Genomic DNA, 23605 nt, shown 5'->3' on the forward strand with positions numbered 1-23605 from the left:
AATTTATTTTAATAAAATTGTAATTTAGTTAATAGGTTAATAATTAAATTAATAGTATGAAAAAAACACATTTTCTCGTTTCGATGCTGGTTTTAACAATTTTTAATGCTTGCCGGAACAATGATGAAAACGACAATGACAATCTCCGAAAATCAGAGTCTCACACGAAGACTGTAAACGTTACGACTCATGACGGCCGTCCCTTCAGTACCGGAAGCGGATCTGTATCCGGAAAATTTGTCTCCGGTCCCGGAGGCGAAGTGCTGATGCAGGGCTTTTACTGGGATGTTCCCGAAGGCGGTACCTGGTGGAATGTCGTAAAAGACAAACTGACGGCCTGGTCAGATTCAGGAATAGGGGCAGTATGGCTTCCTCCCGCATCAAAAGCTCAGAATGGAGCCTATTCAATGGGATACGACCCTACCGATTATTATGATTTCGGAAATTTCAACCAGAACGGAAGTACAGAAACACGGTTTGGATCCCGGACTGAACTGGAAGCTTTAATTACAAAAGCTCACGCCGAAAATATGCAGGTTTACGCAGATATTGTCATCAATCACAACAGTGGCGGACAGTCTCAGGCAAATCCTTTTACCGGAACCAATACATGGACTGATTTCTCAGCAATCGCTTCAGGGAAATTTCCGAGAAGTTATAATGACTTTTACAAAAATTCTTACGGGAATAATGATGAAGGTGCTTTCGGAGGATTTCCCGATCTGTGTCATGCGAATCCTTATGTACAGGACTGGCTGTGGGGAAGAGATGACTCTGTGGGAAAATACTATAAGAATGTCATGAAGTTTGACGGCTGGAGATTTGATTATGTGAAAGGCTTCGGACCTTGGGTAGTCAATTCCTGGAATAGCAATGTGGGCGGATTTTCTGTGGGCGAACTGTGGGATTCCAATGTCAATACGCTGGAATGGTGGGCTAATAATGCCAACAGTTCCGTCTTCGATTTTGCGGCTTACTATAAAATGGATGAAGCATTTGACAACGGAAATTTAAATGTCCTGAACGATGACATGATGTGGAAAAGAAATCCGTACAAAGCCGTGACTTTCGTAGCCAATCATGATACTGATATTATTAACAATAAAATGCCGGCCTATGCCTACATTCTTACTCATGAAGGATATCCTACCATTTTTTACCGGGATTATGAAGAGTGGCTGAATAAAGAAAGACTGAACAACCTGATCTGGATCCACAACAACAAAGCTACCGGAACCACCTCAATCCTCTACACGGATAACGACGAATACATTGCAAGACGTAACGGCTACAATGGAAATCCCGGACTCGTAGTCTATATCAATAATTCGACAAGCTGGCAGGAAAGATGGGTAGAAACCAACTGGAGCAGTCAGCAAATGAAAGATTTTACCGGACATTCAAGCTGGTATCCAACGACGCAGGCTGATAAATGGGTGAAAATCCAATGTCCACCGAACAGTTATTCAATATGGTCACTGAACCAATAAAATTTAATGATCTAAAAACAAAAGCAAGGGTAATTTATCCTTGCTTTTTTAATTTATAATAGAAAAGATACTCATCAATAGGAACGGGCTTTAGCCCGTTTGTCGTTTTAAGAAAAATCAATTGGCTTTAGCCAAAATCATAATACAGTCTATCCGCAATTATCTGTGAAAATCCGTGAAATCTGTGGTTAAAGTTAAAAACCTTAAACCTCAATAAATTTCTTCTTTTGTTCCCGATCCGGAAGAAAACACTTCTGATTGGCCAATTTCATTCTGTTTCTCGAAACAACATCGTACACCTGATCGCTTAAAAACGCAGGGACAAGTTTCCCAACAGCCGACAGCTTATAAACCCCACCCAAAACATTAGCAATCTGTAAGACCGCCCGTGATTTCGTATAGTAATACTGTCCGGGTTTCCAGAGATACAGTGTGTTGAATACTTTTGATTCCAGACCTCTTTCATTCAGGAATTTCTGCCCGAAATCAGACTGCAGGGATGCAAACATAAACCGGTCATGCTTATCCCGTTCGAGAACCCATTGTACCCAAAAATTACAGACGCCACATTCGCCGTCAAAAAATACAATATGTTGATCTTCCCAGTTCTCTCGCATGATGTTGATATTTAGAATACCATTTTTCTTTCGGTATCTTCTTTTACTTTTTTGAAATATTTCACAAGTTCTTTACGCTGTTCAGGGGTTAGTTTAGCATCCTGATGTCCTACGTAGTACGATTCCAGTGGCATTTCTTCTTTCCCGACCATCTCTATACATTCTTCCAGTTTATGAGCCTGTTGTTTGGGTTCATACACTGCAAAGGTAGAGAAATTAAGATGCTTTCTGCCTTCATCTATATGATTTTTAACGAACCATGAAGCCGGTGAAATACTTGCATACCAGGGATATTGAGTTTCGTTGGAATGACAGTCGTAGCAGGATGTGCTGATGATCTTTGCAACAGGTTCCGGTGTGTTTTTAATCTTCAGGAAATCCATTCCCGGAGTAGGCGGGGGATTGGTTTTGTCGATGGGAAAAAACTGAATGATGATAAATGCTACGAGAAGGATAACCACTATTTTTTTCATATCGAATTCTTGTTTATAGTATAAAAATAATGAAATTTTAACTAAGATTCCATCTTTATATTCTTCTATCTGATGAGTTTTGCTGTTTCTATGAACAATGTGGTATTGCTATAAGTCACGAATAATAATAATTAATATACATATCATAGTTCGTTAAATCCCAGGTTCCTTCTAACATTTTTATAAGGGCACTTATTATTTTGTTGAGATCTTCTGTGGGAAAAGGTTTGTTGTAGAACATCTTAAAATCTTCGTCTTTAGTAGGAATTGACTGCAGTTCTGCCGTTGTAATGTAGCTTCCTTTATTTTGAATGATATTTTTTACGTTTTGAAGAATTTGAATCATGGTCTGTTCTTCCGAAGAGTCTGATATATAGGAATCCCAAAGGAAAGCAAACCAACCTCCCATCTCCCCATTGATTACCATCCTGTGATATTCCTGAAGCTGTTCTTTTTTTGTAAAGATATATTGAATTTTTTTTAATTCTTCATTAATGTAATGGAATGCCAGCTGCATAAATGTATCAGATGTTAAGAATCCTTTATCCTTATAATCCATATTTTCTGTTGCCATAAGTAGTTGTTAAAATCAATTAATGGGGTCAATTGGTGTATGCTCGTTGAGCAGGTATTATATTCTTAATTTCATTTAAAAAATTCACTGTTTTGTACAGTTTTAGATCATATATTTCTGATTTCAAAAATGCTTAACGATCAAATTTAGTGATTGTTAATGATAATTGGTATGAACTGGAATGAGTTTCATTTGAATCATTCTAAATATGCCTGTTTGCTCTTGCTTTTTATACAGATGTTCTTGAATTTTGATTAACTTAATTGCAGTATTATCTCTTTTGTTATCATGTACCCTGAGAATTTGTAAAATTGAATTTGTTATAGTTTTTAACTATCGCTTAAATTAAAATTAATAGATTGTATTTATAAAGTAAGCTTTGTAGATTTGTCAGGTCTTTAAGAATAAACTGTATTAATCAACATAAAAAATATTAAACGACAATGGAAAATGATTTAAATGACATCAGTAAATGCCCGTTTCATAACGGGACAATGAAAAAAGAAGCCGTAGCAGGCGGAGGAACCAAAAATCTTGACTGGTGGCCCGAGCAGCTGAGAGTAGATATTCTGCGCCAGCACTCATCACTTTCAGATCCTATGGACAAAGACTTTGATTATGCTGAAGAATTTAAAAGCCTTGATCTTGAAGCTGTAAAAAGAGATCTTCATGCTTTAATGACAGATTCTCAGGACTGGTGGCCCGCCGATTTTGGCCATTATGGACCTCTGTTTATCCGTATGGCCTGGCACAGTGCCGGAACTTACCGTGTAGGAGATGGTAGAGGAGGAGCCGGTGCGGGACAGCAGCGTTTTGCGCCTTTGAACAGCTGGCCGGACAATGTAAGTTTAGATAAAGCCAGAAGACTGTTGTGGCCTATCAAACAAAAATATGGAAAGAAAATTTCCTGGGCAGACCTTTTAATCCTTACCGGAAATATCGCTCTTGAATCTATGGGCTTTAAAACATTCGGTTTTGCAGGTGGGCGTGAAGATGTTTGGGAACCGGATATGGATATTTATTGGGGATCAGAGAAAACCTGGCTGGGTGGTGATTTACGTTATGCACACGGATCAGAAGGAGTCGCTGAGCAACATGGTGTGCTTCCTACCGATGATGACGCAGATGGTGATATTCACTCCAGAGATCTTGAAAAACCGCTTGCGGCCGTACAGATGGGACTTATTTATGTAAATCCTGAAGGACCGGACGGGAATCCGGATCCTATCGCAGCGGCTAAAGATATCAGAGATACTTTCGGACGTATGGCGATGAATGACGAAGAAACAGTGGCATTGATTGCTGGTGGACATACTTTCGGAAAAACACACGGTGCGGGACCTGCGGATAACGTAGGAAAAGAACCGGAAGCTGCCGGAATTGAACTTCAGGGACTGGGATGGAGCAGTAATTATAAGTCAGGAAAAGGAACAGATGCCATTTCCAGTGGTCTGGAAGTAACCTGGACCGAAACTCCGACCGAATGGAGCAATTATTTCTTTAAAAATTTATTCGAAAACGAATGGGAGCTTACTAAAAGCCCTGCCGGCGCTCATCAGTGGGTGGCTAAAAATGGCGAAGAGATTATTCCTGACGCATTTGATCCCAATAAAAAACACAGACCTACCATGCTTACTACGGATCTTTCACTAAGACTAGATCCTGAGTATGAAAAAATATCAAGACATTTCTACGAAAACCCGGATGCATTTGCCGATGCTTTCTCAAGAGCCTGGTTTAAACTTACCCACAGAGATATGGGCCCTAAAGCAAGATATTTAGGTCCGGATGTTCCACAGGAAGAACTGATCTGGCAGGATCCTATTCCTGAAGTGAATCATGAATTGGTGAATGATGCAGACATTGATGCATTAAAAGATAAAATATTAAATTCAGGACTGACAGTTTCTGAATTGGTGTCCACAGCATGGGCTTCCGCTTCTACATTTAGGGGAAGTGACAAGCGTGGCGGTGCCAACGGAGCAAGAATCAGACTCGCTCCTCAAAAAGACTGGGCGGTCAATAATCCTTCCCAACTTCAGAAAGTTTTGAATGGACTGGAGGGAATTCAGAAAGAATTTAATGATGCTCAAGGTGGTGGAAAGAAAATATCAATTGCCGACATGATTGTTTTAGGAGGGACTGCAGCAGTGGAAAAAGCAGCGAAAGATGCCGGACAGTATATTAAAGTACCATTCACACCTGGAAGAATGGATGCTTCACAGGAGCAGACCGATGTAGAATCTATGAATTATATGGAACCCGCAGCTGATGGATTCCGTAATTATCAGAAAAAAACATTCAGCGTATCTACAGAGTCTCTACTGATTGATAAGGCACAGCTTTTAACCCTTACCTCTCCGGAACTTACTGTACTGATTGGTGGAATGCGTGCTTTAGATGCGAATTTTGACGGATCCAAACATGGTGTATTTACCAACCGTCCCGGCTTGCTTACCAATGATTTCTTTGTTAATCTTTTAGATATGAACACCCAATGGAAATCAATTTCAGAAAGCAATGAAGTATATATGGGAACTGACCGTTCAACAGGACAACCGAAATGGACGGCTACCCGTGCAGATCTTGTTTTTGGTTCAAATTCTGAATTGAGAGCGATTGCAGAAGTGTACGGAAGCAGCGATGCCCAGGAAAAATTTGTAAAAGATTTTGCAGGTGCATGGACTAAAATCATGAATTCAGACCGATTTGATCTGAAGTAAATAAATTAAGACATAACCGATAAAGTAATTACCCCCGGCCAGAATGGCCGGGGGTAATTTTATATTAAATAATATATCTGTTCCAACAATTTAAAATCTTATGGTATTTATTTCACTCTTCATTACACGACAACTTATTGATCAAAATTACCCTCTAATAGAAGTTTAATGTTAACTAATTGTTATCTAAAATTGTATTTATTGAATAATTAGTTAACTATTATTTTGTAATGTGCTGATTTTTAATGGTATTTTCCTCAATTAACGTTAACTATTAGGACCTATTAGGGTATGCATAAGAAAGGCTTACTTCGGCTTTGTTTTTGAGACGAAAATTATAATTTTAATATGCGACCGTGAAATATGTTGAATTTAAGCCCTCTATTTTCACATGTTTTTATCGTGTAATTAATGATAATGTTGAAAAAATGTATTGATGGAAAATAAAGTTATTAATATTTTAATTGTTTTAGTTTTTTCTGTGATTTTTGTTTCGTGCCAGTCTTCTAAAAAGGAGGAAGTTAATGGTTATTTCAGGCATATTAATGAAGAAGTTTCAAAACTGATCTATCAGAAAGAAAAAATTAAGGAATTAAAAGCAAGAGAACAAAAAAAATATGAAAGTACAGGTGAACGTAAATACCAGATAAGCAGTAAGTATATTGAATTATTTTATGATTTTAATGATACTGAAGATAAAAACGATGAATTCGGTTTAAGTCAAATTCCAATAGTATATGAGCTATTAATATTGAATAATAATGAGTATGATTATATTACTATTGCATGTAACTTTAATCTGGCCCATCAGTTTGAACATAAATCGCCTAAGCTTTCAATGCAGTTTCTTGATGAAGCCATTAAGCTTGATGAAAAATCGGGTAAGAAATATTACCTTCCTCATCTTTATCATTTAAAAGGAAGGCTGTTCTTCAATGATAAAAAATATACTCAGGCCATGATTTATTTTAAAAGATCACTTCAGAGTCTAAGTAAAACAAGACCGAATCTTATATATATATCTTCCATGCACAATAATTTTGCATTGTGTTATGAAAAGATGGGGCGTATGGAGCTCGCAGTAAAAGAAACTACAGAAGCGTCCAGAATTCTGGAAAGTGCAAAAGATCTAAGTCCGAATGAAACTGCTTTTTTAGTAAGTGTTAAAGGGAATATGGGATTTTATTATTATCAAATGAAAAATTATGCTGAAGCAGAGCGGCTTCTTGTTCAGGAATTTACGTTTTATGCGGATAAAAGGGATAGGTATCATGAACTAACAGTAAATCTCGGAAATTTATTTAAACTCTATAATGAAACCAACCAAAATAATAAACTGAAAGAGGTTATAGATTTTGGGAGTTCCATTGAACCACAATTACAGGCTATATCTGATAAGATTTTAATGAATGAAATGATTCAGTCTTATTATTTAAAAAAGGATGATCCACAATCTGTAAAATCCTTATGTAGAAAGTTAGTCTTACTGCATGATAAGAACGAAGAAAAATCTTATCAGAAGCTGACCTATATATCAGATATACTTAACAGTTTTATCATCAGGAATATTGATCAAAAGAATCGGCACAGAATCGATGATCAGAAACTAAGCAACAGCTTAATGTTGATGATGGTAGGTAGTCTGGTCATTATTTTTGGAATCACCATATTTATTATAAGGAATAACAATAAAAAAGAGAAGGAACTGGCTATGAAAGAAAAAATTATTCTGATAAAGAATAAAACAATCTTAGAACAGGATTTAAAACGCCAGGAAGAGAAGATAACCAATCTGCATTTAAACCTTAATCTAAAGATAGAAACTGAAAAGACGTTCTTAGAAAATATAAGAAAGATGAAAAAATCAAAAAATATCGATGCTGAACAAATCGTTACTGATCTTTTTCTTAAAATTAATAATCTTATCCAGATTGATAAAAAGAACTATGACTTAATAAGCGAAAGTTCCATGGAAAATAAACAATTTATTCAAAAACTTTCGGCAAAATTTCCATCTTTGACCAATAACGAGCTTAAATTCTGTGTGTATTATAAATTAGAGCTGTCTTCCAAAGAAATATCAATTCTTGAAAATATAACAGAAGGCAGTACAAGAGTGTACAAAACTAAAATAAAAAATAAGATGAATATTGGAAAAGAAGCAGATCTGAATACTTTCTTAAAAAGTATTTAATTATTGGCTATTTTTTAATTCATTTATTTCAGAATCAAGCGCACAAAAATTTATATTGACTTCATTTCAAGCTTCTGATAGATTATTTTCACTTTTTGAATGGAAGTTTACCTGTTTTTTCTGCCATTTCTTTATTTGCTGATATGGAAACTTAAAACATTGATATTCATTTATTTATGTTTGTGTAGTTAACAATTTTTTAATGATAAATCAATATACAGTTAACGAAAAGTAACGCTCCAAATGCTTGATTTTTATAAGCTGTGATTTACTTTTGCTTCATCATTTCAAAACAATCTTCAAAAAAAGTAATAGAAATGGAGAACTACACGGATGATGAATTAAAAAAGAATGCAAAAACCTATAGGCAGTTCAAATGGCTGAAAAGGTTTGAGATAGTTTTTTATCTGGCATTCCTGGTATTGATTATTTATCTGGTACTGAATGTTATTAAAACCCGATAGGATTTTTTATGAAAGGTTGGGAAGCTTAAAAAAATTCTGGAGGGTTTTAAAAAACACAATTGATGAAAAAAAAGAAATAACCGCTTGTTTAAAAGCGGTTATTCTGTTGTTTAATAGTTTTGAATGGGTATCAAACTCTATTTTAATAATTTAATGAAAAGCCGACACCAAAACCCATATCACTGTCGTAATGCGTACGGAAATCAATGTTTTTATTGATCACATAGCGTAGCTCTGCCATATATTCCATATCGGTATTCACCATAAATCCTCCTCTTATTCTTCTGGAAATGGGAATGTCCTTACGCATCAACTGCAGACGGACAATTCCATCGTGATACACCTCGGCCTGGAAGGTGACAAGCATAGGTAAGGTGTACATAAAACCTAAGCTAACCGCTTTTCGGAAGTCTTTTTCATTGGTCTGTCCAAATAAATTGGTTTCACGTGGATCTATTCCCATTTTACGGTAGCGCCAGTCGAAGCCGATAAAAGGCATGAACCACTGCATTTTTCCGATATATCTTCCTAAATGAGTTTCCATTTCATAACCATGCATACTGTTGTATCCTAAACGCCATTCTGCACCCAAAGACCATCTTGAATTTTGTAACATCACCTGACCGTCATTCCCGTTAGTCGCGAAATCATTCTGTGCCATAAAGTGAGGCATATTGCTTTCCATCTGCAAAGCTTTGTATGCTTTTTCTTTATCGGGAAGTCCCGGATTCTTATAATCACCAACCGCAAATACTCTGTTCATACCGGCCATCATATGGTAGAGGATGTGGCAGTGGAAAAACCAGTCTCCTTCTTCATTAGCTAAAAACTCAATGGTATCTGTTTCCATCGGCATTACATCCAGTACATTTTTCAGTGGAGATCTTTCGCCCTTACCATTAATGACCCTGAAATCGAAACCGTGCAAGTGCATCGGGTGTCTCATCATCGAGTTATTATGAATAGTAATTCTTAATATTTCTCCTTTCTTTACCGGGATTTTGTCAGTTTCAGTAAGTACTTTGTTGTCCATGCTCCAGACGTAGCGGTTCATATTTCCTGTCAGAGTAAATTTCAGTTCTCTCACCGGAGCATCTTTAGGAAGCGTTGTGTTGTGAGGAGATTTAAGCATGGCATAGTTCAGAGTAACAATGTCTCCCAGCGCGTTAGTATTGTAACGGTTGGCATCGTTATCCATATTCATATCCATACCCGTACTCATGTTATGCTTGCTGTGATCTTCTTTTTCTTTTTTCTTTTCCTTTTTCTTTGGATTAGCCTCACCGGTAATTTCAGGATACATCACCACATTCATGTCCATTTGGTTCAGACTCATTTTCATTCCCATATCGTTCAGATCACCATTCATTTTCATCATGTCATTCATCATTTTCATGCCTTCGAAATATTTCAGACGCGGAAGAGGTGAAATGAGCTGTTTGATGCCGTTACCCACATAATAACTGGCAGATTGGGTTCTGTCCTCCGTGGTAGCCAGGAACTCGTAAGCCCGACCGTCTTCCGGAATAGTGACCACGATGTCATAAGTTTCCGAAACAGAAATGATTAACCGGTCTACTTCTACAGGTTCTACGTCGTTCCCGTCATTGGCGACAACTGTTATTTTACCACCGGCATAACGAAGCCAGAAGTAAGACGAGGCACCTCCGTTTGAAATCCGTAGTCTGACTTTATCACCAGCTTTAAGTGGTTTTCCGTCTACACTTTTCAGATCTGTAGTATTATTTCCGTTGATTAATATTTTATCATAATACACATCACTTACGTCCATTGCTGTCATTCGCTTCCATTCATTCGCGATCTTGGTTTTAAAATATCCTTCTCTGATGGCTTCTGCGTAGGATTGCGTTGCATTTTTCTTAATTCCGGCCCAATCGTTGGCATTATGCAGCATTCTGTTGATGTTATCAGGATTAAGATTGGTCCATTCGCTTAGGATAATGGGAACGGTAGGCAGATCATCAATTCCTTTTCTGAAGGTTTTGTCATCGTTACGTTTCTTCATGACAAAATTCCCATACATTCCAATCTGTTCCTGTAATCCGGAATGCGAGTGGTACCAGTGGGTTCCATGTTGAATGATAGGAAAACGATAAGTATAGGTTGCGCCCGGCTTTATGGGTTCTTGCGTTAAAAAAGGAACACCATCTTCTTTATTGGGTAAAAATACACCATGCCAGTGCAAAGACGTGCTTTCCTTTAACTGGTTGTGGACTACAATTTCGGCAGTATCACCCTCCGTGAAAGTAAGCGTAGGCATAGGAATCTGTCCGTTGACTGCAATCGCTCTTTTTTCTTTACCGGCATAAGTGACGACCGTGTCCTTTACATAGAGCTGGTATCGGACAAGCTTTTGTGCGAAAACTATTTCCGAACACAGCAGTATAAACATCACTGTCAGTAATTTTATCGGGATATTTTTGGGTATATTCATTTTTATATTTCTTGTTAAATGAAACTTATTCCTGCGTTTCTAACCATTGGGTTAAAAGTTTGATCTGTACATTATTCAGCTTTGCATTGTGGTGCATGAGCGTGTATGAAGACATAGGCATTTTTTTAGTTTCAATCTGTTTCTTTATTGAGGTTATTAATCTTTTTTGTTTCCGCTGAGAATAGGAGTTCCATTCACTAAAGTTCAAATCTTCCTTTGCCTCTTTAATGTGTTTTTCCACTAACAAACTTCTGGCTGGCTGGATATAATCATACCATTCATAATTGGTATGATTGCTGTGACAATCGTAGCAGGATGTTTGTATGATCATCTTTATTTCAGCAGGCATATCAGAATAAGTCTGCATAAAATCGGTTGTAGCAGGCTGCCCCTTATCTACATTCGGGGCAGGCTGATAAAGCTGTATAGCAATAAAAACGAGAAGCAGGATAGTTCCCATAATTTTCAGTGCTTTTTTCATCTTAATATTCCTTTTTTACGGAACCACAATTCGACATTTTGCTGCCGTAGTAAGGATTTTTGATCGCTTTTGTTTCGCTGATCCAGACAGCCCCTTTTCCGTCATTAAACATTGGGCAATAATCACGGTAAAGCTTTTGAGTTGTTCCGAATAGCGCAATAAGATCAGCCATATCCTGGCTTAATGGTGCCATGTGTTCTCTCTGGTGATCTATTTTTCCAACGTTCTCACCAATGTGTTCTACATTTTCTTTGGCATCATCTGCGATATCCATATATTCCTTGTGTTTATCGGCAGGAATAGATTTCATGTCTATATTCTTTATGGTAGCCAATAACTTTTTCCCGGCACTGGCAGCCGCTTTGTCGTTATCTGCTGTAAGTGCATTTTTCAGCTCAAGATAATCCTTGATGATCGGGGAGATGGAAAAATTTTTTACCTCTTCTTTCACCGGAGCTTTTGTCTCTTTTTCATTGATAGGTTCCGCAGATGCGTTAGCAGAAGTTTGCTCTGACGGCTGTGGTGCTTGAGTTTCCTGAGTTTCTGTAGCAGCAGAAATATGTTCAGCATGTTGATCTGTATTTTTATTGGAGGCTTCTTTACATGAAAATAAGGTAAGTCCTGTTAGTGCTATTATAGTAAATGATGAAAATATATTTTTCATTGTATGAATATTTTTAGTTGTTAAAGTTTTGAATATCATGACGGGATGCCATGAACGTTTAATTTATTTGTTGTCAATGGTTTCTACCGTACTCCCGCAGGTGATCATTTTTGAACCGAAAAACGGATTTTTGATCTCGTTTTCCAGACTCAGCCAATCGGCTCCTTTCCCATTGTTGAACATTGGGCAGTGCTGATAATAGATAGGAGTATTGTAGGGAGATATTTTAGCCAGATCATAAATGCTTTTAGCCAGTAGGGCAAATGTTTCTCTCTGCTTGGAAATGTCCCTGGCTGAGGCTATTTTTTCTGTATTAGCTATCAGATCCTTTGTTACTTTCATCCAAACCATATGTTCTTCAGGAGAAAGTTTCGTCATTTCAATAGTTTTGATGGCTGCCAGTAACTTTGTGGCTGTTGCAGATGCAGCTCCTGCATCGGTTTTCACTAAAGCATTTTTTATAGCAAAATAAGTATCGAAAACAGGTGTCAATGGGGACATATTCTGAACAGGAGTAGTTTCTGCCTGAACCATTTTACTATGATCATGACCGTTGTGGTCGGTGGTCATATTCATTCCCGCATCTTTGTTTTTAGCTACCGGTTTCAATTCTCTGGTATAATGACAACATTCCGGCAATGCGGCGTAAATATCATCAGGAGCTAAGAATTTTTCACTATCGAAACCTGCCAGGGCAATTCGTTTTAAGATCTCGTCCTGATTGGTCGTTTGGGCATCATAAGTTAAGGTAGCCATTTGGGTATCTTTATTCCAGCTCACGGCAGCTGTTTTCTTAAGGTTACCGGCTTTTTCTATCATACCTTTACAGATATCACAGCTTCCATAAATCTTTATGATTTCTGTCTTTGTATTTTTAATTTGGGCATGCATTGTCCATGTGATCAACACAGTAAATGCAACCAATATTTTCGATATTAATTTCATTGGATGAATTGTTTTTAAAAGCAAAAGAACGGTACGATCTATCGCTTCGTTTATAAACTGAAAATGTTGAAAACTAAGTGTGTTTTAGAAAAAAAACGCACAGTTTAGGCTGTAATGATTTGAAATTAGCCTATTTTAGGAATTAGCCATATGGACAGAAACCCATTTGAAATTGCGGTTTCGTATGGTGAAAAAGAGATGAAATTAAAGTTTTTTAGTTTTAAAAAATTAAAATCATACTTGTTGAAAAGAGTAGGATTGAGATTTGAAACGGGACATTTACATAAAGGACTGTTGCATTTCCCATTACATGTTTTTGAACCACAAAACTCACAATGATGTTTCTTACCCGCTTTTACAGTTTTGGCCTCACAGCTTGAGGATTTCGCCGGAGAAAACTTTAGATCACAGGCATAGGTCTGTTTGGGCATTAATAAAAAACCCAGCAGAATAAAAATGAATATGTACCTGTGTTGAAACATTTCAATGCAAAAATAATAATTTATTTTCGTTCAATAAGATATATATACACTTTTAATATGTTTTTTAGTGTAAATGAAAAATATTAAGAGATGGATTACTGTTGTATAATATTGTACTTATTGACTTTGCTATAAAAATTTTATCAAGGATAAGATAAAATGCCATAGGTGATAAATAAAAAAAAGCAATCAACTGTATATCAGAAGATTGCTTTGCTAAGTAGACCCACAGGGATTCGAACCCCAACTGATGGTACCAAAAACCAGAGTGCTACCGTTACACCATGGGTCTGCTTTATTTTGGTGGCGCGAAATTATAAAAAATATTTGATTGAAAAAAATATTTTTTGGCAGATTAACAACTGAAAAAGTAGTGTTTATCTGTAATTATATGATTTTTAATAAAATAGATCAATGAATATTTTTGTTTTGTAAACAATTTTATAGGGTTCAATTTTCAACGGCTAATAATAAAATCTTATCTTTGCAAAAAATTGGGCTCCAAAAGTTGGAGATACCCATTAATAATTTCATTTATTAAACATTTTTATGTCAAATATTGTCGCAATCGTTGGGCGTCCCAACGTAGGAAAATCCACACTTTTTAACCGTTTACTAGAAAGAAGAGAAGCCATCGTAGATTCTACGGCTGGTGTTACCAGAGACCGTCATTACGGGAAGTCTGACTGGAACGGAGTAGATTTTACAGTTATAGATACCGGCGGATATGATGTAGGAACGGATGATATTTTTGAAGAAGAGATCCGTAAGCAGGTTCAGCTGGCAATAGATGAGGCTACGTCTATCATTTTTATGATGAATGTAGAAGAAGGCCTTACTGATACCGATTACGAAATTCACGAACTTCTGAGAAGAGCAAATAAACCCGTTTATATCGTTATCAATAAAGTAGATTCTGCCAAAGAGGAAATAAATGCTACTGAATTCTATCAGTTAGGAATTGAAAAATATTACACGTTGTCTTCAGCTACAGGTTCCGGAACGGGAGAAGTTTTAGATGATATCGTTAAAGATTTCCCTACAACAGATTATAAAGATCCTTTCGAGGGATTGCCGAAAATTACGATCGCAGGTCGTCCTAATGTTGGTAAATCTACTTTAACGAATGCTTTGCTTGATGTAGAAAGAAACATCGTAACTGATGTTGCAGGTACTACAAGAGACAGTATTCAGACGCTTTATAATAAATTCGGACACGAATTTGTTTTAGTTGATACGGCCGGAATGAGAAGGAAATCTAAAGTAAATGAGGATTTGGAGTTTTATTCGGTAATGAGATCTATTCGTTCTATTGAATTTTCAGATGTTGTGATCATTATGGTGGATGCAACGCTTGGCTGGGAATCTCAGGATATGAATATTTTCGGTTTGGCACAAAAGAACAGAAAAGGAATTGTGATCGTTGTGAATAAGTGGGATCTTATTGAAGATAAGAAAACCAATACCGTTAGGGATTTTGAAAATTCAATTAAAGAGAAGATCGGTCAGTTCAGTGATATTCCAATTCTTTTTGTTTCAGCATTAACGAAGCAGAGAATCTTGAAAGCCGTGGAAATGGCAATGGTTGTATACGAAGACCGTAAGAAAAAGATCAAAACTTCAAAATTAAACGAAGTGATGCTTCCTATTTTTGAGCAGACTCCGCCACCGGCTAACAAAGGAAAGTATATTAAAATTAAATACTGTGTACAGCTTCCAACGCCGTCACCACAGTTTGTATTTTTCTGCAACCTTCCTCAATATGTAAAAGAACCTTACAAAAGATTTACTGAAAACCAACTGAGAAAGCAATTCGGGTTTACCGGAGTTCCTATTGAAGTGTATTTCAGACAGAAATAAAAAATAATCCCTTTTAGATTTTTCTAAGAGGGATTTTATTCATATTAAATTTAATATTTTTAATAAAAAGTTTTTTCAGAATAATGAATACAATTGTATTGTCAAAACAGTTTTCTTTAATAAACTCCTGGATCAATGAGCTTAGGAATATAGACATCCAGCATGACAGAATGAGATTCCGTAGAAATATGGAACGTATAGGTGAAATTGCAGCGTTTGAGATCAGTAAAGGATTAGAATACAAAGAAGTAGAGATTCAAACCCCATTAGATAAGATCAAAGTTCAGGAAATAGCCGTGCAGCCTGTAATTACCACTATTTTGAGAGCCGGAGTTCCTTTGTTTGAGGGGATTTTGAGTTACCTGGACAGAGCAGACTGCGGTTTCGTTGCAGCCTACAGAAAGCACGATGCCAACGATTATTTCTCTATCAAACAGGATTATCTTACCTGCCCGAATATTGAAGGAAGACCATTAATTGTAGCAGATCCCATGTTGGCAACAGGAGCTTCATTAATTGAAGCCATCAAAGATCTTTTGACAAACGGAACACCAACTCAGCTGCATATTGTAGCCGCAATTGCTTCAAGACAGGGAGTAGAAACCATCGAAAAAGCTTATCCTGACGCGAAAATTTGGGTAGGAGCCATCGATGAAGGATTGACTTCAAAAGGATATATCACACCAGGACTTGGTGATGCCGGAGATTTAAGCTACGGTGAAAAACTACAACGATAAATATTAGGAGAGATTCCAGAAATCTTTCATCAGATCAGATAATAAATTAGGCCGTACTTTTTCCATAGGATGCTTTGTATCCGGGAGTATGGCCAATTTTGCATTCGGAATACTTCGGTAAGCACGGATGCTTTCCTCAATACTCACCATATTGTCTTTATCTCCGGTCATAATCTGTACAGGAATATTGATAGCCCACAAACTGCTTTCATTAAGAGGTGGATTTTTACCAAGTGAAACCATCATCTGAGCAATGGCCGGCAGTAACTGCTTCCATTTGGCACCATGCTGATTTTCCAGCTGTTCGGCATATTTCGGAACTTTTAAAAGAATAGATTCCGGATCAAGCATTTTACTTTCCTTTAAAGCCTGCTCCTCGGTCCAGTTGAATTTTGTACCCAGAGTCATGATGGAATTAATTCTTTCAGGATATCTAAGACTACAGTTAAGGGCAGCATAACCTCCCATACTGTGTCCGAAAATGCAGACGTCTTCTAAGTTCTCCTTTACCAAATAATCTCTTATCTCCTCAGTATATTTCTCAATGCTTATACCGTTTTCAGATAACTCAGTACTTCCGTGTCCTGAAAATAAAAGCGTATGGATATTGAAATGCTTTGACAGCTCCTTTTCATAAGGTTTAAAAATATCAGAGTGTCCCAATGCACCATGCAGTAAAAGCAGATTTTTCATAATCAAAAGTTTACCCGAAAATTAGGAAAAAGAATTGAGTTTCGGGCTATGGGGTGAGAGATGCGGGTTTCGGGATGTGTATGTCCCTAATTGCTGGTTACTAGTTGTTGGCTGACAGTCGTTGGTTCAAATCCCGAAACTTTCAAACTCTCCCACACTCATATTCTCAAACCCTCTTACACATCCACTGCCATCACCAATACACTCACCATATTATCCCCGGAATTCAAAATCTCCCAGGCAATGGATGATACGGTGTTTCCGGTAGTGAAAACGTCATCTATTAGAAGAATATGTTTCCCCGAAATTGATTTTGAAAGAGAAAAGGGATTTACTGTTTCCAGACGGTGTTTTTTATCTTTTAAGGCCTGTGCTTTGGAATAATGATTTCTTTGAATAAGTTCATGATCGAATGGAAGGTTATAAAATTTTGATAAAGTTTCTGTAAATAAATGGAGCTGATTATAGCCTCTTTCCTTTAATTTCTTTGGATGAAGCGGAACCGAAAGCAGCAGATCCGGTTTTTTATCTTTGAAATCCAGGCGTTCTGCAGTCCATTCGGCTAGAGTTTTCCCTGCATTTTCCCTGCTTTTATATTTCAGTTCGTGGATGATTTTTTGACTCAGTCCATCCTGTTCAAATTTCATCAGAGCATATGTATTTTCAACAGGAAAAAGGAGCCTGCATTTTTCTTTGATGATGTCATCACCGAAATAATCAAAGTGCGTAAAATGAATCTGTTCAAAGCATAAACTGCAGACCAAAAGCTTCGCGTCTATGATCCGGCTGCAGTGGATACAGCGGTTTGGGAAAAATAAATCTAATATCATTGTGTTTTTTTTTATTAGAAGTTAGATGTTAGAAATTAGAAGTTAGAAGCGTAATTTGTAATTTTGCAACTATCATTCATCATTCATCATTCATCATTCATCATTCATCATTCATCATTCATCATTTGTTTTCTGATCTTCTCAATTGCATTTTTCATGCTAAGGTTAAAATGTTCCTTTTCCAGTCGGACCGGCGGCGCCTGGCGTACTTCACAATCCGGAATGCTGCAGGATTCACAGGTGACGCCTACATTGACCGTTTTTAATGTCTGAGATTTTACAAAACCAATTTTTTTAATGGTCTGGGAATTCAGTAAAATGCCAAGACAGTAGCTTCTGTTACTGCCGTCTGAAAATGGGTTTTTCTGTGAAGTTGAAATCACGAGATAACTTACCCCTTGATCCTTGTAGTGAGAGATCTGAGCATCCGTAAGCGTTTCATTTTCTTTTAAATGATGTAAATTTTTTACAGCAATCCATCTTCGGCAGTAATGCTCGTTCATTGCGTTCGCGTGCGGCGCTTGCTGGTGATTCAGATGAAGTTCCTTTAATATCTGGATTTTATCCGAATCTTTTTTCTTCACCAGACACAGATAGAATAAATCTTTGATGCCCAATTCTGATGAAAGCAAATTGGTCAGTCGATAATAAAAAGTTTCAGGAGAATCTGTAAAGCTTTCAATCAGCGCTTCAAAACTTTCTGGTTCCCATGTATTTTGAAGTAAAAATTCTGATGTTTTTTCAAGCGTTTTTTCTTTGGAAATTAATAAAGCACCTGCGAAATAGGAAGCATAAAAATTGTTCAGAATTTCTTCAAAACTTCCAAAATCCAACCATGAATACGTATTGGGGCGAATTTTTAGTTCCAGAACATTGAATCCAATTTCTTTCGCTAAAATAAATGTTCGCTGATCTTTTTCAAGTTTCCTGTTCAAAAGCAGTAATTTCTGCTCAGGAATGAAAAGTGAACGCAGATTATCCAGAGTTCCGAACTGTTCAAAATCCTCAGATCTTATGCTGTAATGAAATTTTTCAGTAAGAATAGTCTCCAAAACAGAAGCTCTTAGATCTTTACTGATATCCAATCCGTTTTCTTTGATAAATTCTAACGTTTTCTCCTCAATTTCAGGAAAATGATTATCATAAAGCTCCTGGAAAGATCTAAGTACCGCAAAGTAAAAACGTTCCTTTCCCAAATTATAATTCTGCGAAATCTCAATCAGTGCATTGATAAAAGCAGTCACTTTTTTGGGAGCATCACTGATGATACTGATCAGATTGTTTTTGCTGATTCCAAAAAGATCCAACGGTACTTCCTTGAAAAAATCCGATTGCAGAATTTCGTTGAATGGGGCTAAACTTTTATCCAGTTTGGTGGAAACCAGTTCATCAAAAGTACAGCTCAGAGATTCCGAAAGCTGGATGATCTTATCATGCTTTGGATATTTTTTTCCGTTTTCAATTTCATTTAGGTAAGATTTAGACAAACCGGTCTTTACCGCAAGATCCTGCAGAGACCAGTTTTTCTTTTGTCTAAGCTGTTTGAGCTTTAGTCCGAAAACTGTTTTGATAAAATCGCTTTCTGAATTCATAGTCAAATATAAATAATTGGATGCGATTATCCGCATAATAAATTTTAAAAATAATTAGCGAACGTTCGCTGTGTGTGAATATTTTTATTTATGTTTGTAACATCAAATCACAAAATCAATAGGTTATGGAAACCAGGACGCAATTAAAAATAAAAGCTCAGAAGCCGTTTGACGATGTTTTTACTCCGGAACTGACCGGTTTTCTGACAGCACTTCATCAGAATTTTAATCAGAAAAGGTTGACGCTTTTAGAAGAAAGAAAAAATACACAACAGTTTTTTGATTTGGGAAATCTTCCGGGATTTTTGCCAGAAACAGCAGAAGTGAGAAACAGTGACTGGACCTGCGCACCACTTCCTGTTGATCTGCTGGACAGAAGAGTGGAAATAACAGGACCCGTAGACCGGAAAATGATCATTAATGCACTTAATTCCGGCGCATCCACTTTTATGGCTGATTTTGAAGACAGCAGCTCGCCAACCTGGGAAAACTGTATTCGAGGTCAGATTAATTTAAAGGATGCTATAAGACGAAATATAGATTTCACGGCTGAAAATGGAAAATCTTACCAGCTTGATGAAAAAACGGCTATTCTTCAGGTTCGCCCAAGAGGATTGCATCTTCCGGAAAAACACATAGAGATCAACGGTGAAGAAGCATCCGGCTCACTGACGGATTTTGGAATTTACTTTTTTAATAATGCAGAGCAACTCATAGAAAATGGAAGTGGTCCTTATTTTTACCTTCCGAAATTAGAACATTATAAAGAAGCCCGCTGGTGGAATGAGGTTTTCGTTTTTGCTCAAAAATATCTTGGAATTCCTACAGGAAACATTAAAGCAACTGTTTTGATTGAAACGATTACAGCATCTTTTCAGATCGATGAAATTTTATTTGAATTAAAAGAGCACAGTGCCGGACTGAATTGCGGAAGATGGGATTATATTTTTTCATTCATCAAAAAATTCAGAAATCTTCCTGAGTTTATGGTTCCGGACAGAGATCAGGTGACGATGGCTTCTCCTTTTATGAGCGCTTATTCAAAAAGAGTGATTGAAATTTGCCATAAAAGAAATGTTCATGCTATCGGTGGAATGGCCGCACAAATTCCTGTAAAAAACGATGATGAAGCCAATGCCGCTGCTTTTGAAAAAGTAAAAAAGGACAAAGAGCGTGAAGTGAAAAACGGCCACGACGGAACCTGGGTGGCACATCCTGCATTAGTATCGGTTGCAAAAGAAATTTTTGATCATCATATGCCTGCCAAGAACCAGATTGATAGAAAATTCGAATACCATATCAAAGAAACAGATCTGCTTGAAGTCCCACAAGGTGAAATTACGGAAAAGGGCGTAAGAAAAAATATCAACGTTGGTATTTTATATCTGGAAAGCTGGCTGATGGGAGTGGGTGCAGCAGCCATTTATAACCTGATGGAAGATGCCGCCACGGCAGAAATCTCCAGAACGCAACTCTGGCAATGGCTTAAAAACGATGCTAAGCTGGATAACGGTCTTGTCTTAACCAGGGAAATGATTCTGCAATGGGAGGCTGAAGAAATAGAATACATCGAAAAATATGTAGGCGAAGAACGTTTTAAAAACGGAAAATTCAATTTAGCAAAAGAACTTTTCAACGAACTGGTATTCTCTGAAAAATTCGAAGAATTCCTGACCTTGAAAGCGTACCCGTTTATTGGGTAAGAGAGTTTGAGAGTGGGAGAGTTTTGGGATTTGAGATTCGAGCTGACCAATATTAACCGACAACTCTAAAACTCTCCCACACTCAAACGCTCCGACACTTATGTCCTCCAACTTAATACAAAAACAACAAATCCAAAATATTATGAAAACAAGACAAGAACAGATCCAGGCCTTAGAGCAGGATTGGCTGAACAATCCCCGCTGGACCGGAGTAAAAAGAACGTATACTGCTGAAGAAGTATTAAAGCTTCGCGGTTCGTACACAATTGATTATACCATTGCAACCGAAATGTCCAAAAAATTCTGGGATAAACTGAATAACCAGGATTATGTAGCCGGACTTGGTGCACTGACAGGAAACCAGGCGGTTCAGGAAGTTGATGCAGGGCTGGAAGCGATTTATCTTTCAGGCTGGCAGGTGGCTGCGGATGCGAATCTTTCCGGGGAAATGTATCCTGACCAGTCATTATATCCCGCCAATTCAGTGCCTTCTGTGGTGAAAAAGATCAATAATGCTTTATTAAGAGCGGATCAGATCCAGTCGGTGAGTGGAAATGGAGATAAAGAATATTTAGTCCCGATTATTGCAGACGCAGAGGCCGGATTCGGAGGGAATCTGAATGCTTTTGAACTGATGAAACAGATGATTGAAGCAGGAGCTGCGGGCGTTCATTTTGAAGACCAGCTTTCATCGGCAAAAAAATGCGGGCATTTGGGTGGAAAAGTTTTGGTTCCCACTCAGGAAGCTATTAATAAGTTGGTTGCAGCACGTCTTGCTTCAGATGTATTGGGTGTTCCAAGTATTATCATTGCCAGAACGGATGCGGATGCAGCAGATCTTCTGACCTCTGATATCGATGAAAGAGACAGGAGATTTGTAACCGGAGAAAGAACTTCTGAAGGTTTTTATGTAGTTAATAATGGAGTAGAGCAAGGTATAGACCGCGGACTTTCATATGCGCCTTATGCAGACCTGATCTGGATGGAGACCTCTAATCCTGATTTGGAGCAGGCCAGACAATTTGCGGAAGGAATTCATGCTCAGTTTCCAGGGAAAATGCTGGCTTACAATTGTTCCCCATCGTTCAATTGGGCGGCGAGATTAAGTGTGGAAGAAATGGCTAATTTCCGTGAGGAGCTTGCAAAAATGGGGTATAAATTCCAATTTATCACACTGGCGGGCTTCCATGCATTGAATACTGCGATGTTTGAACTTGCTTTAGCTTATAAGGAAAGAGGAATGGCAGGATACTCCGAACTTCAGGAACGTGAATTTGCTCTTCAGCAGAAAGGATTCAGGGCTGTAAAGCATCAGTCATTTGTAGGAACAGGATATTTTGATGAGGTTCAAAATGTAGTAACTAATGGTTCTTCCGCAACAGTTGCGATGAAAGATTCTACGGAAACGGCGCAGTTTCATTAATTATTTTATAGTAATTTTTATAAATACATGCCTTCTCAATATTGGGAAGGTTTTTTGGTGTGAAAAAGAAACCGTTAAGCAGACGAATTTGTGAAAAACATGACGATATATAAGATGATTTATTTTTTTTATATAGATGCAAGACTCATGTTTTTTAGTCACTTTTTGTAATATGTCTTGTTTTGATTGATTTTTTACAGGTTTTGTAGTGGTGTTGTGTTGTTTTTTCTGTTAATAAAGTATTATCTGATCCGAAAATATGTGTTAATATATGATTTGTTAAATATTGATAACTAGTAAGTTAATGATCTGCGTTGTTAACCGCTTCTATTACTGGGTTATTTTTTTAACCATTTATACTAGTTTTGAACAGAACGAAATGGTGCTGGTTTTAAGATATTGTTCCATAACTTAAAAATGACAATTGATCATAATTAAATAAAAGAAGTGAAAATTAATTAAAGAATAACATACACCATCTTACTGGTTGTTTATAAAAAAAATTGGTGCCCTGCCAATGCCCATGATTCTAGATCGTCAATGAATAATGAAAACAGTATGGAGTATCTCCAAAAGAGTAAAGATGAAAAAAGAATTTCTTGCTGTTAAAAGATGATCGTCGCAAGAGGGAAAAAGTAGATTCTAAAAACACAAATGATGATGATGAAGTATGTGCCGATGGGCAGGCCTGCTTCATCTTTCTTTACGGAATGATTAAGAAAAGAACTTAAAATTTAACCTGTTTTTAAATCATTTGCCACCGGAACAATAATCAAAAGTTCATATATTTGGTTATTAATGAAGCCGAAAACAGAAATGAATTTAATTTATGAAAAACAGATTCAGGTAACTGAAGAACATATAGACCAGAATAATCATGTCAATAATGTACAATATGTACATTGGGTGGAGGAAATAGCTGCCGAGCACTGGGATTCTTTAAAGCATAAAACAGAGTTCGCTGAATTCGCATGGATACTTGTTGATCATCATATTCAGTACAAAAAACAGGTGTATCTTGGGGATGTAATTACAGTTAAAACTTACCCGAAAACTCCTGAAGGCATAAAACAACCAAGAAAAGTGGAGTTTTACTGTAATGATAAGCTCGTTGTAGATTCAAGCACTCTTTGGGTCTTGGTTGATTTGAAGACACAAAAGATAAAGAGACTGGAAAGTGACTGGATGGATGCCATTAAGTAATG

General features: G+C 37.2%; 19 protein-coding genes and 1 tRNA gene. 9 read left to right on the plus strand and 11 right to left on the minus strand.

The genetic code is table 11. The features are described 5' to 3' along the window. Nucleotides 1-56 precede the first annotated feature (56 nt). Entirely contained in the window at nt 57-1490 is a 1434-nt protein-coding gene (locus BUA72_RS02495) for an alpha-amylase (RefSeq protein ID WP_072921689.1), read from the plus strand. Between the two features lie 203 nt (nt 1491-1693). Here BUA72_RS02495 and BUA72_RS02500 read toward each other — a convergent pair whose 3' ends face one another. The 3 genes from BUA72_RS02500 to BUA72_RS02510 all read right to left on the minus strand — a co-directional run bounded on the left by BUA72_RS02500 (nt 1694) and on the right by BUA72_RS02510 (nt 3154). Next, nucleotides 1694-2107 (minus strand): thiol-disulfide oxidoreductase DCC family protein, encoded by a 414-nt coding sequence (locus tag BUA72_RS02500; protein ID WP_072921690.1) that lies wholly within the window; start codon nt 2105-2107, stop codon nt 1694-1696. Between the two features lie 11 nt (nt 2108-2118). Beyond that, complete coding sequence (locus BUA72_RS02505) at nt 2119-2580, minus strand: heme-binding domain-containing protein (protein ID WP_047450325.1); 462 nt, start codon at nt 2578-2580, stop codon at nt 2119-2121. 115 nt (nt 2581-2695) lie between these two features. Beyond that, the gene (locus BUA72_RS02510) at nt 2696-3154 is read right to left on the minus strand and encodes a hypothetical protein (protein WP_072921691.1); all 459 of its coding nucleotides are present in this window, start codon (nt 3152-3154) and stop codon (nt 2696-2698) included. A gap of 443 nt (nt 3155-3597) precedes the next feature. On the opposite strand from BUA72_RS02510, the gene katG reads away from it, so the two are divergent. The 3 genes from katG to BUA72_RS24340 all read left to right on the plus strand — a co-directional run bounded on the left by katG (nt 3598) and on the right by BUA72_RS24340 (nt 8535). After that, a complete protein-coding gene (gene katG, locus BUA72_RS02515; protein ID WP_072921692.1) occupies nt 3598-5877 on the plus strand; it encodes a catalase/peroxidase HPI in 2280 nt (759 codons plus the stop codon). 436 nt (nt 5878-6313) lie between these two features. After that, complete coding sequence (locus BUA72_RS02520) at nt 6314-8071, plus strand: tetratricopeptide repeat protein (RefSeq protein ID WP_072921693.1); 1758 nt, start codon at nt 6314-6316, stop codon at nt 8069-8071. Nucleotides 8072-8388: 317 nt separating this feature from the next. Then, complete coding sequence (locus BUA72_RS24340) at nt 8389-8535, plus strand: hypothetical protein (RefSeq protein ID WP_156122714.1); 147 nt, start codon at nt 8389-8391, stop codon at nt 8533-8535. A gap of 142 nt (nt 8536-8677) precedes the next feature. Here BUA72_RS24340 and BUA72_RS02525 read toward each other — a convergent pair whose 3' ends face one another. The 5 genes from BUA72_RS02525 to BUA72_RS02550 form a co-directional block, all read right to left on the minus strand. Beyond that, entirely contained in the window at nt 8678-10990 is a 2313-nt protein-coding gene (locus BUA72_RS02525) for a multicopper oxidase domain-containing protein (protein WP_072921694.1), read from the minus strand. Between the two features lie 25 nt (nt 10991-11015). Then, complete coding sequence (locus tag BUA72_RS02530; protein WP_072921695.1) at nt 11016-11471, minus strand: heme-binding domain-containing protein; 456 nt, start codon at nt 11469-11471, stop codon at nt 11016-11018. 1 nt (nt 11472) lies between these two features. Beyond that, nucleotides 11473-12135, minus strand: coding sequence for a DUF3347 domain-containing protein (locus tag BUA72_RS02535; protein WP_072922473.1), 663 nt, complete (start codon nt 12133-12135; stop codon nt 11473-11475). A gap of 63 nt (nt 12136-12198) precedes the next feature. Then, entirely contained in the window at nt 12199-13080 is an 882-nt protein-coding gene (locus tag BUA72_RS02540; protein WP_072921696.1) for a DUF3347 domain-containing protein, read from the minus strand. 703 nt (nt 13081-13783) lie between these two features. Continuing rightward, nucleotides 13784-13854: transfer RNA gene (locus BUA72_RS02550), tRNA-Gln, on the minus strand. A 257-nt stretch (nt 13855-14111) separates the two neighbouring features. Here BUA72_RS02550 and der point away from each other — a divergent pair. Next, nucleotides 14112-15422: a ribosome biogenesis GTPase Der gene (gene der / locus BUA72_RS02555; protein WP_047450295.1), complete on the plus strand. Its 1311-nt coding sequence runs from the start codon at nt 14112-14114 to the stop codon at nt 15420-15422. Nucleotides 15423-15505: 83 nt separating this feature from the next. Continuing rightward, on the plus strand, nt 15506-16159 hold the full coding sequence (gene upp, locus BUA72_RS02560; protein WP_034731387.1) for a uracil phosphoribosyltransferase: 654 nt from the start codon (nt 15506-15508) through the stop codon (nt 16157-16159). A gap of 3 nt (nt 16160-16162) precedes the next feature. On the opposite strand, the gene BUA72_RS02565 is transcribed toward upp, so the two are convergent. The 3 genes from BUA72_RS02565 to BUA72_RS02575 all read right to left on the minus strand — a co-directional run bounded on the left by BUA72_RS02565 (nt 16163) and on the right by BUA72_RS02575 (nt 19274). Beyond that, nucleotides 16163-16852 carry an alpha/beta fold hydrolase gene (locus BUA72_RS02565; RefSeq protein WP_072921698.1) on the minus strand — a complete coding sequence of 230 codons (690 nt, stop codon included), beginning with the start codon at nt 16850-16852 and terminating at the stop codon, nt 16163-16165. Between the two features lie 176 nt (nt 16853-17028). Then, on the minus strand, nt 17029-17682 hold the full coding sequence (locus BUA72_RS02570) for a ComF family protein (protein WP_072921699.1): 654 nt from the start codon (nt 17680-17682) through the stop codon (nt 17029-17031). Nucleotides 17683-17789: 107 nt separating this feature from the next. Continuing rightward, on the minus strand, nt 17790-19274 hold the full coding sequence (locus tag BUA72_RS02575) for a helix-turn-helix domain-containing protein (RefSeq protein WP_083544108.1): 1485 nt from the start codon (nt 19272-19274) through the stop codon (nt 17790-17792). Nucleotides 19275-19399: 125 nt separating this feature from the next. Between BUA72_RS02575 and aceB the strand changes: the two genes are divergently transcribed. The 3 genes from aceB (at nt 19400) to BUA72_RS02590 (ending at nt 23603) form a co-directional block, all read left to right on the plus strand. Continuing rightward, nucleotides 19400-20977: a malate synthase A gene (aceB, locus tag BUA72_RS02580; RefSeq protein WP_072921701.1), complete on the plus strand. Its 1578-nt coding sequence runs from the start codon at nt 19400-19402 to the stop codon at nt 20975-20977. 142 nt (nt 20978-21119) lie between these two features. After that, nucleotides 21120-22400 carry an isocitrate lyase gene (aceA, locus tag BUA72_RS02585; RefSeq protein ID WP_047450278.1) on the plus strand — a complete coding sequence of 427 codons (1281 nt, stop codon included), beginning with the start codon at nt 21120-21122 and terminating at the stop codon, nt 22398-22400. Nucleotides 22401-23198: 798 nt separating this feature from the next. Continuing rightward, nucleotides 23199-23603: an acyl-CoA thioesterase gene (locus BUA72_RS02590; RefSeq protein ID WP_228407829.1), complete on the plus strand. Its 405-nt coding sequence runs from the start codon at nt 23199-23201 to the stop codon at nt 23601-23603. The last annotated feature ends 2 nt before the right edge of the window (nt 23604-23605 follow it).

The sequence above is a fragment of the Chryseobacterium sp. OV279 genome, from assembly GCF_900128945.1.
GTDB lineage: Bacteria > Bacteroidota > Bacteroidia > Flavobacteriales > Weeksellaceae > Chryseobacterium.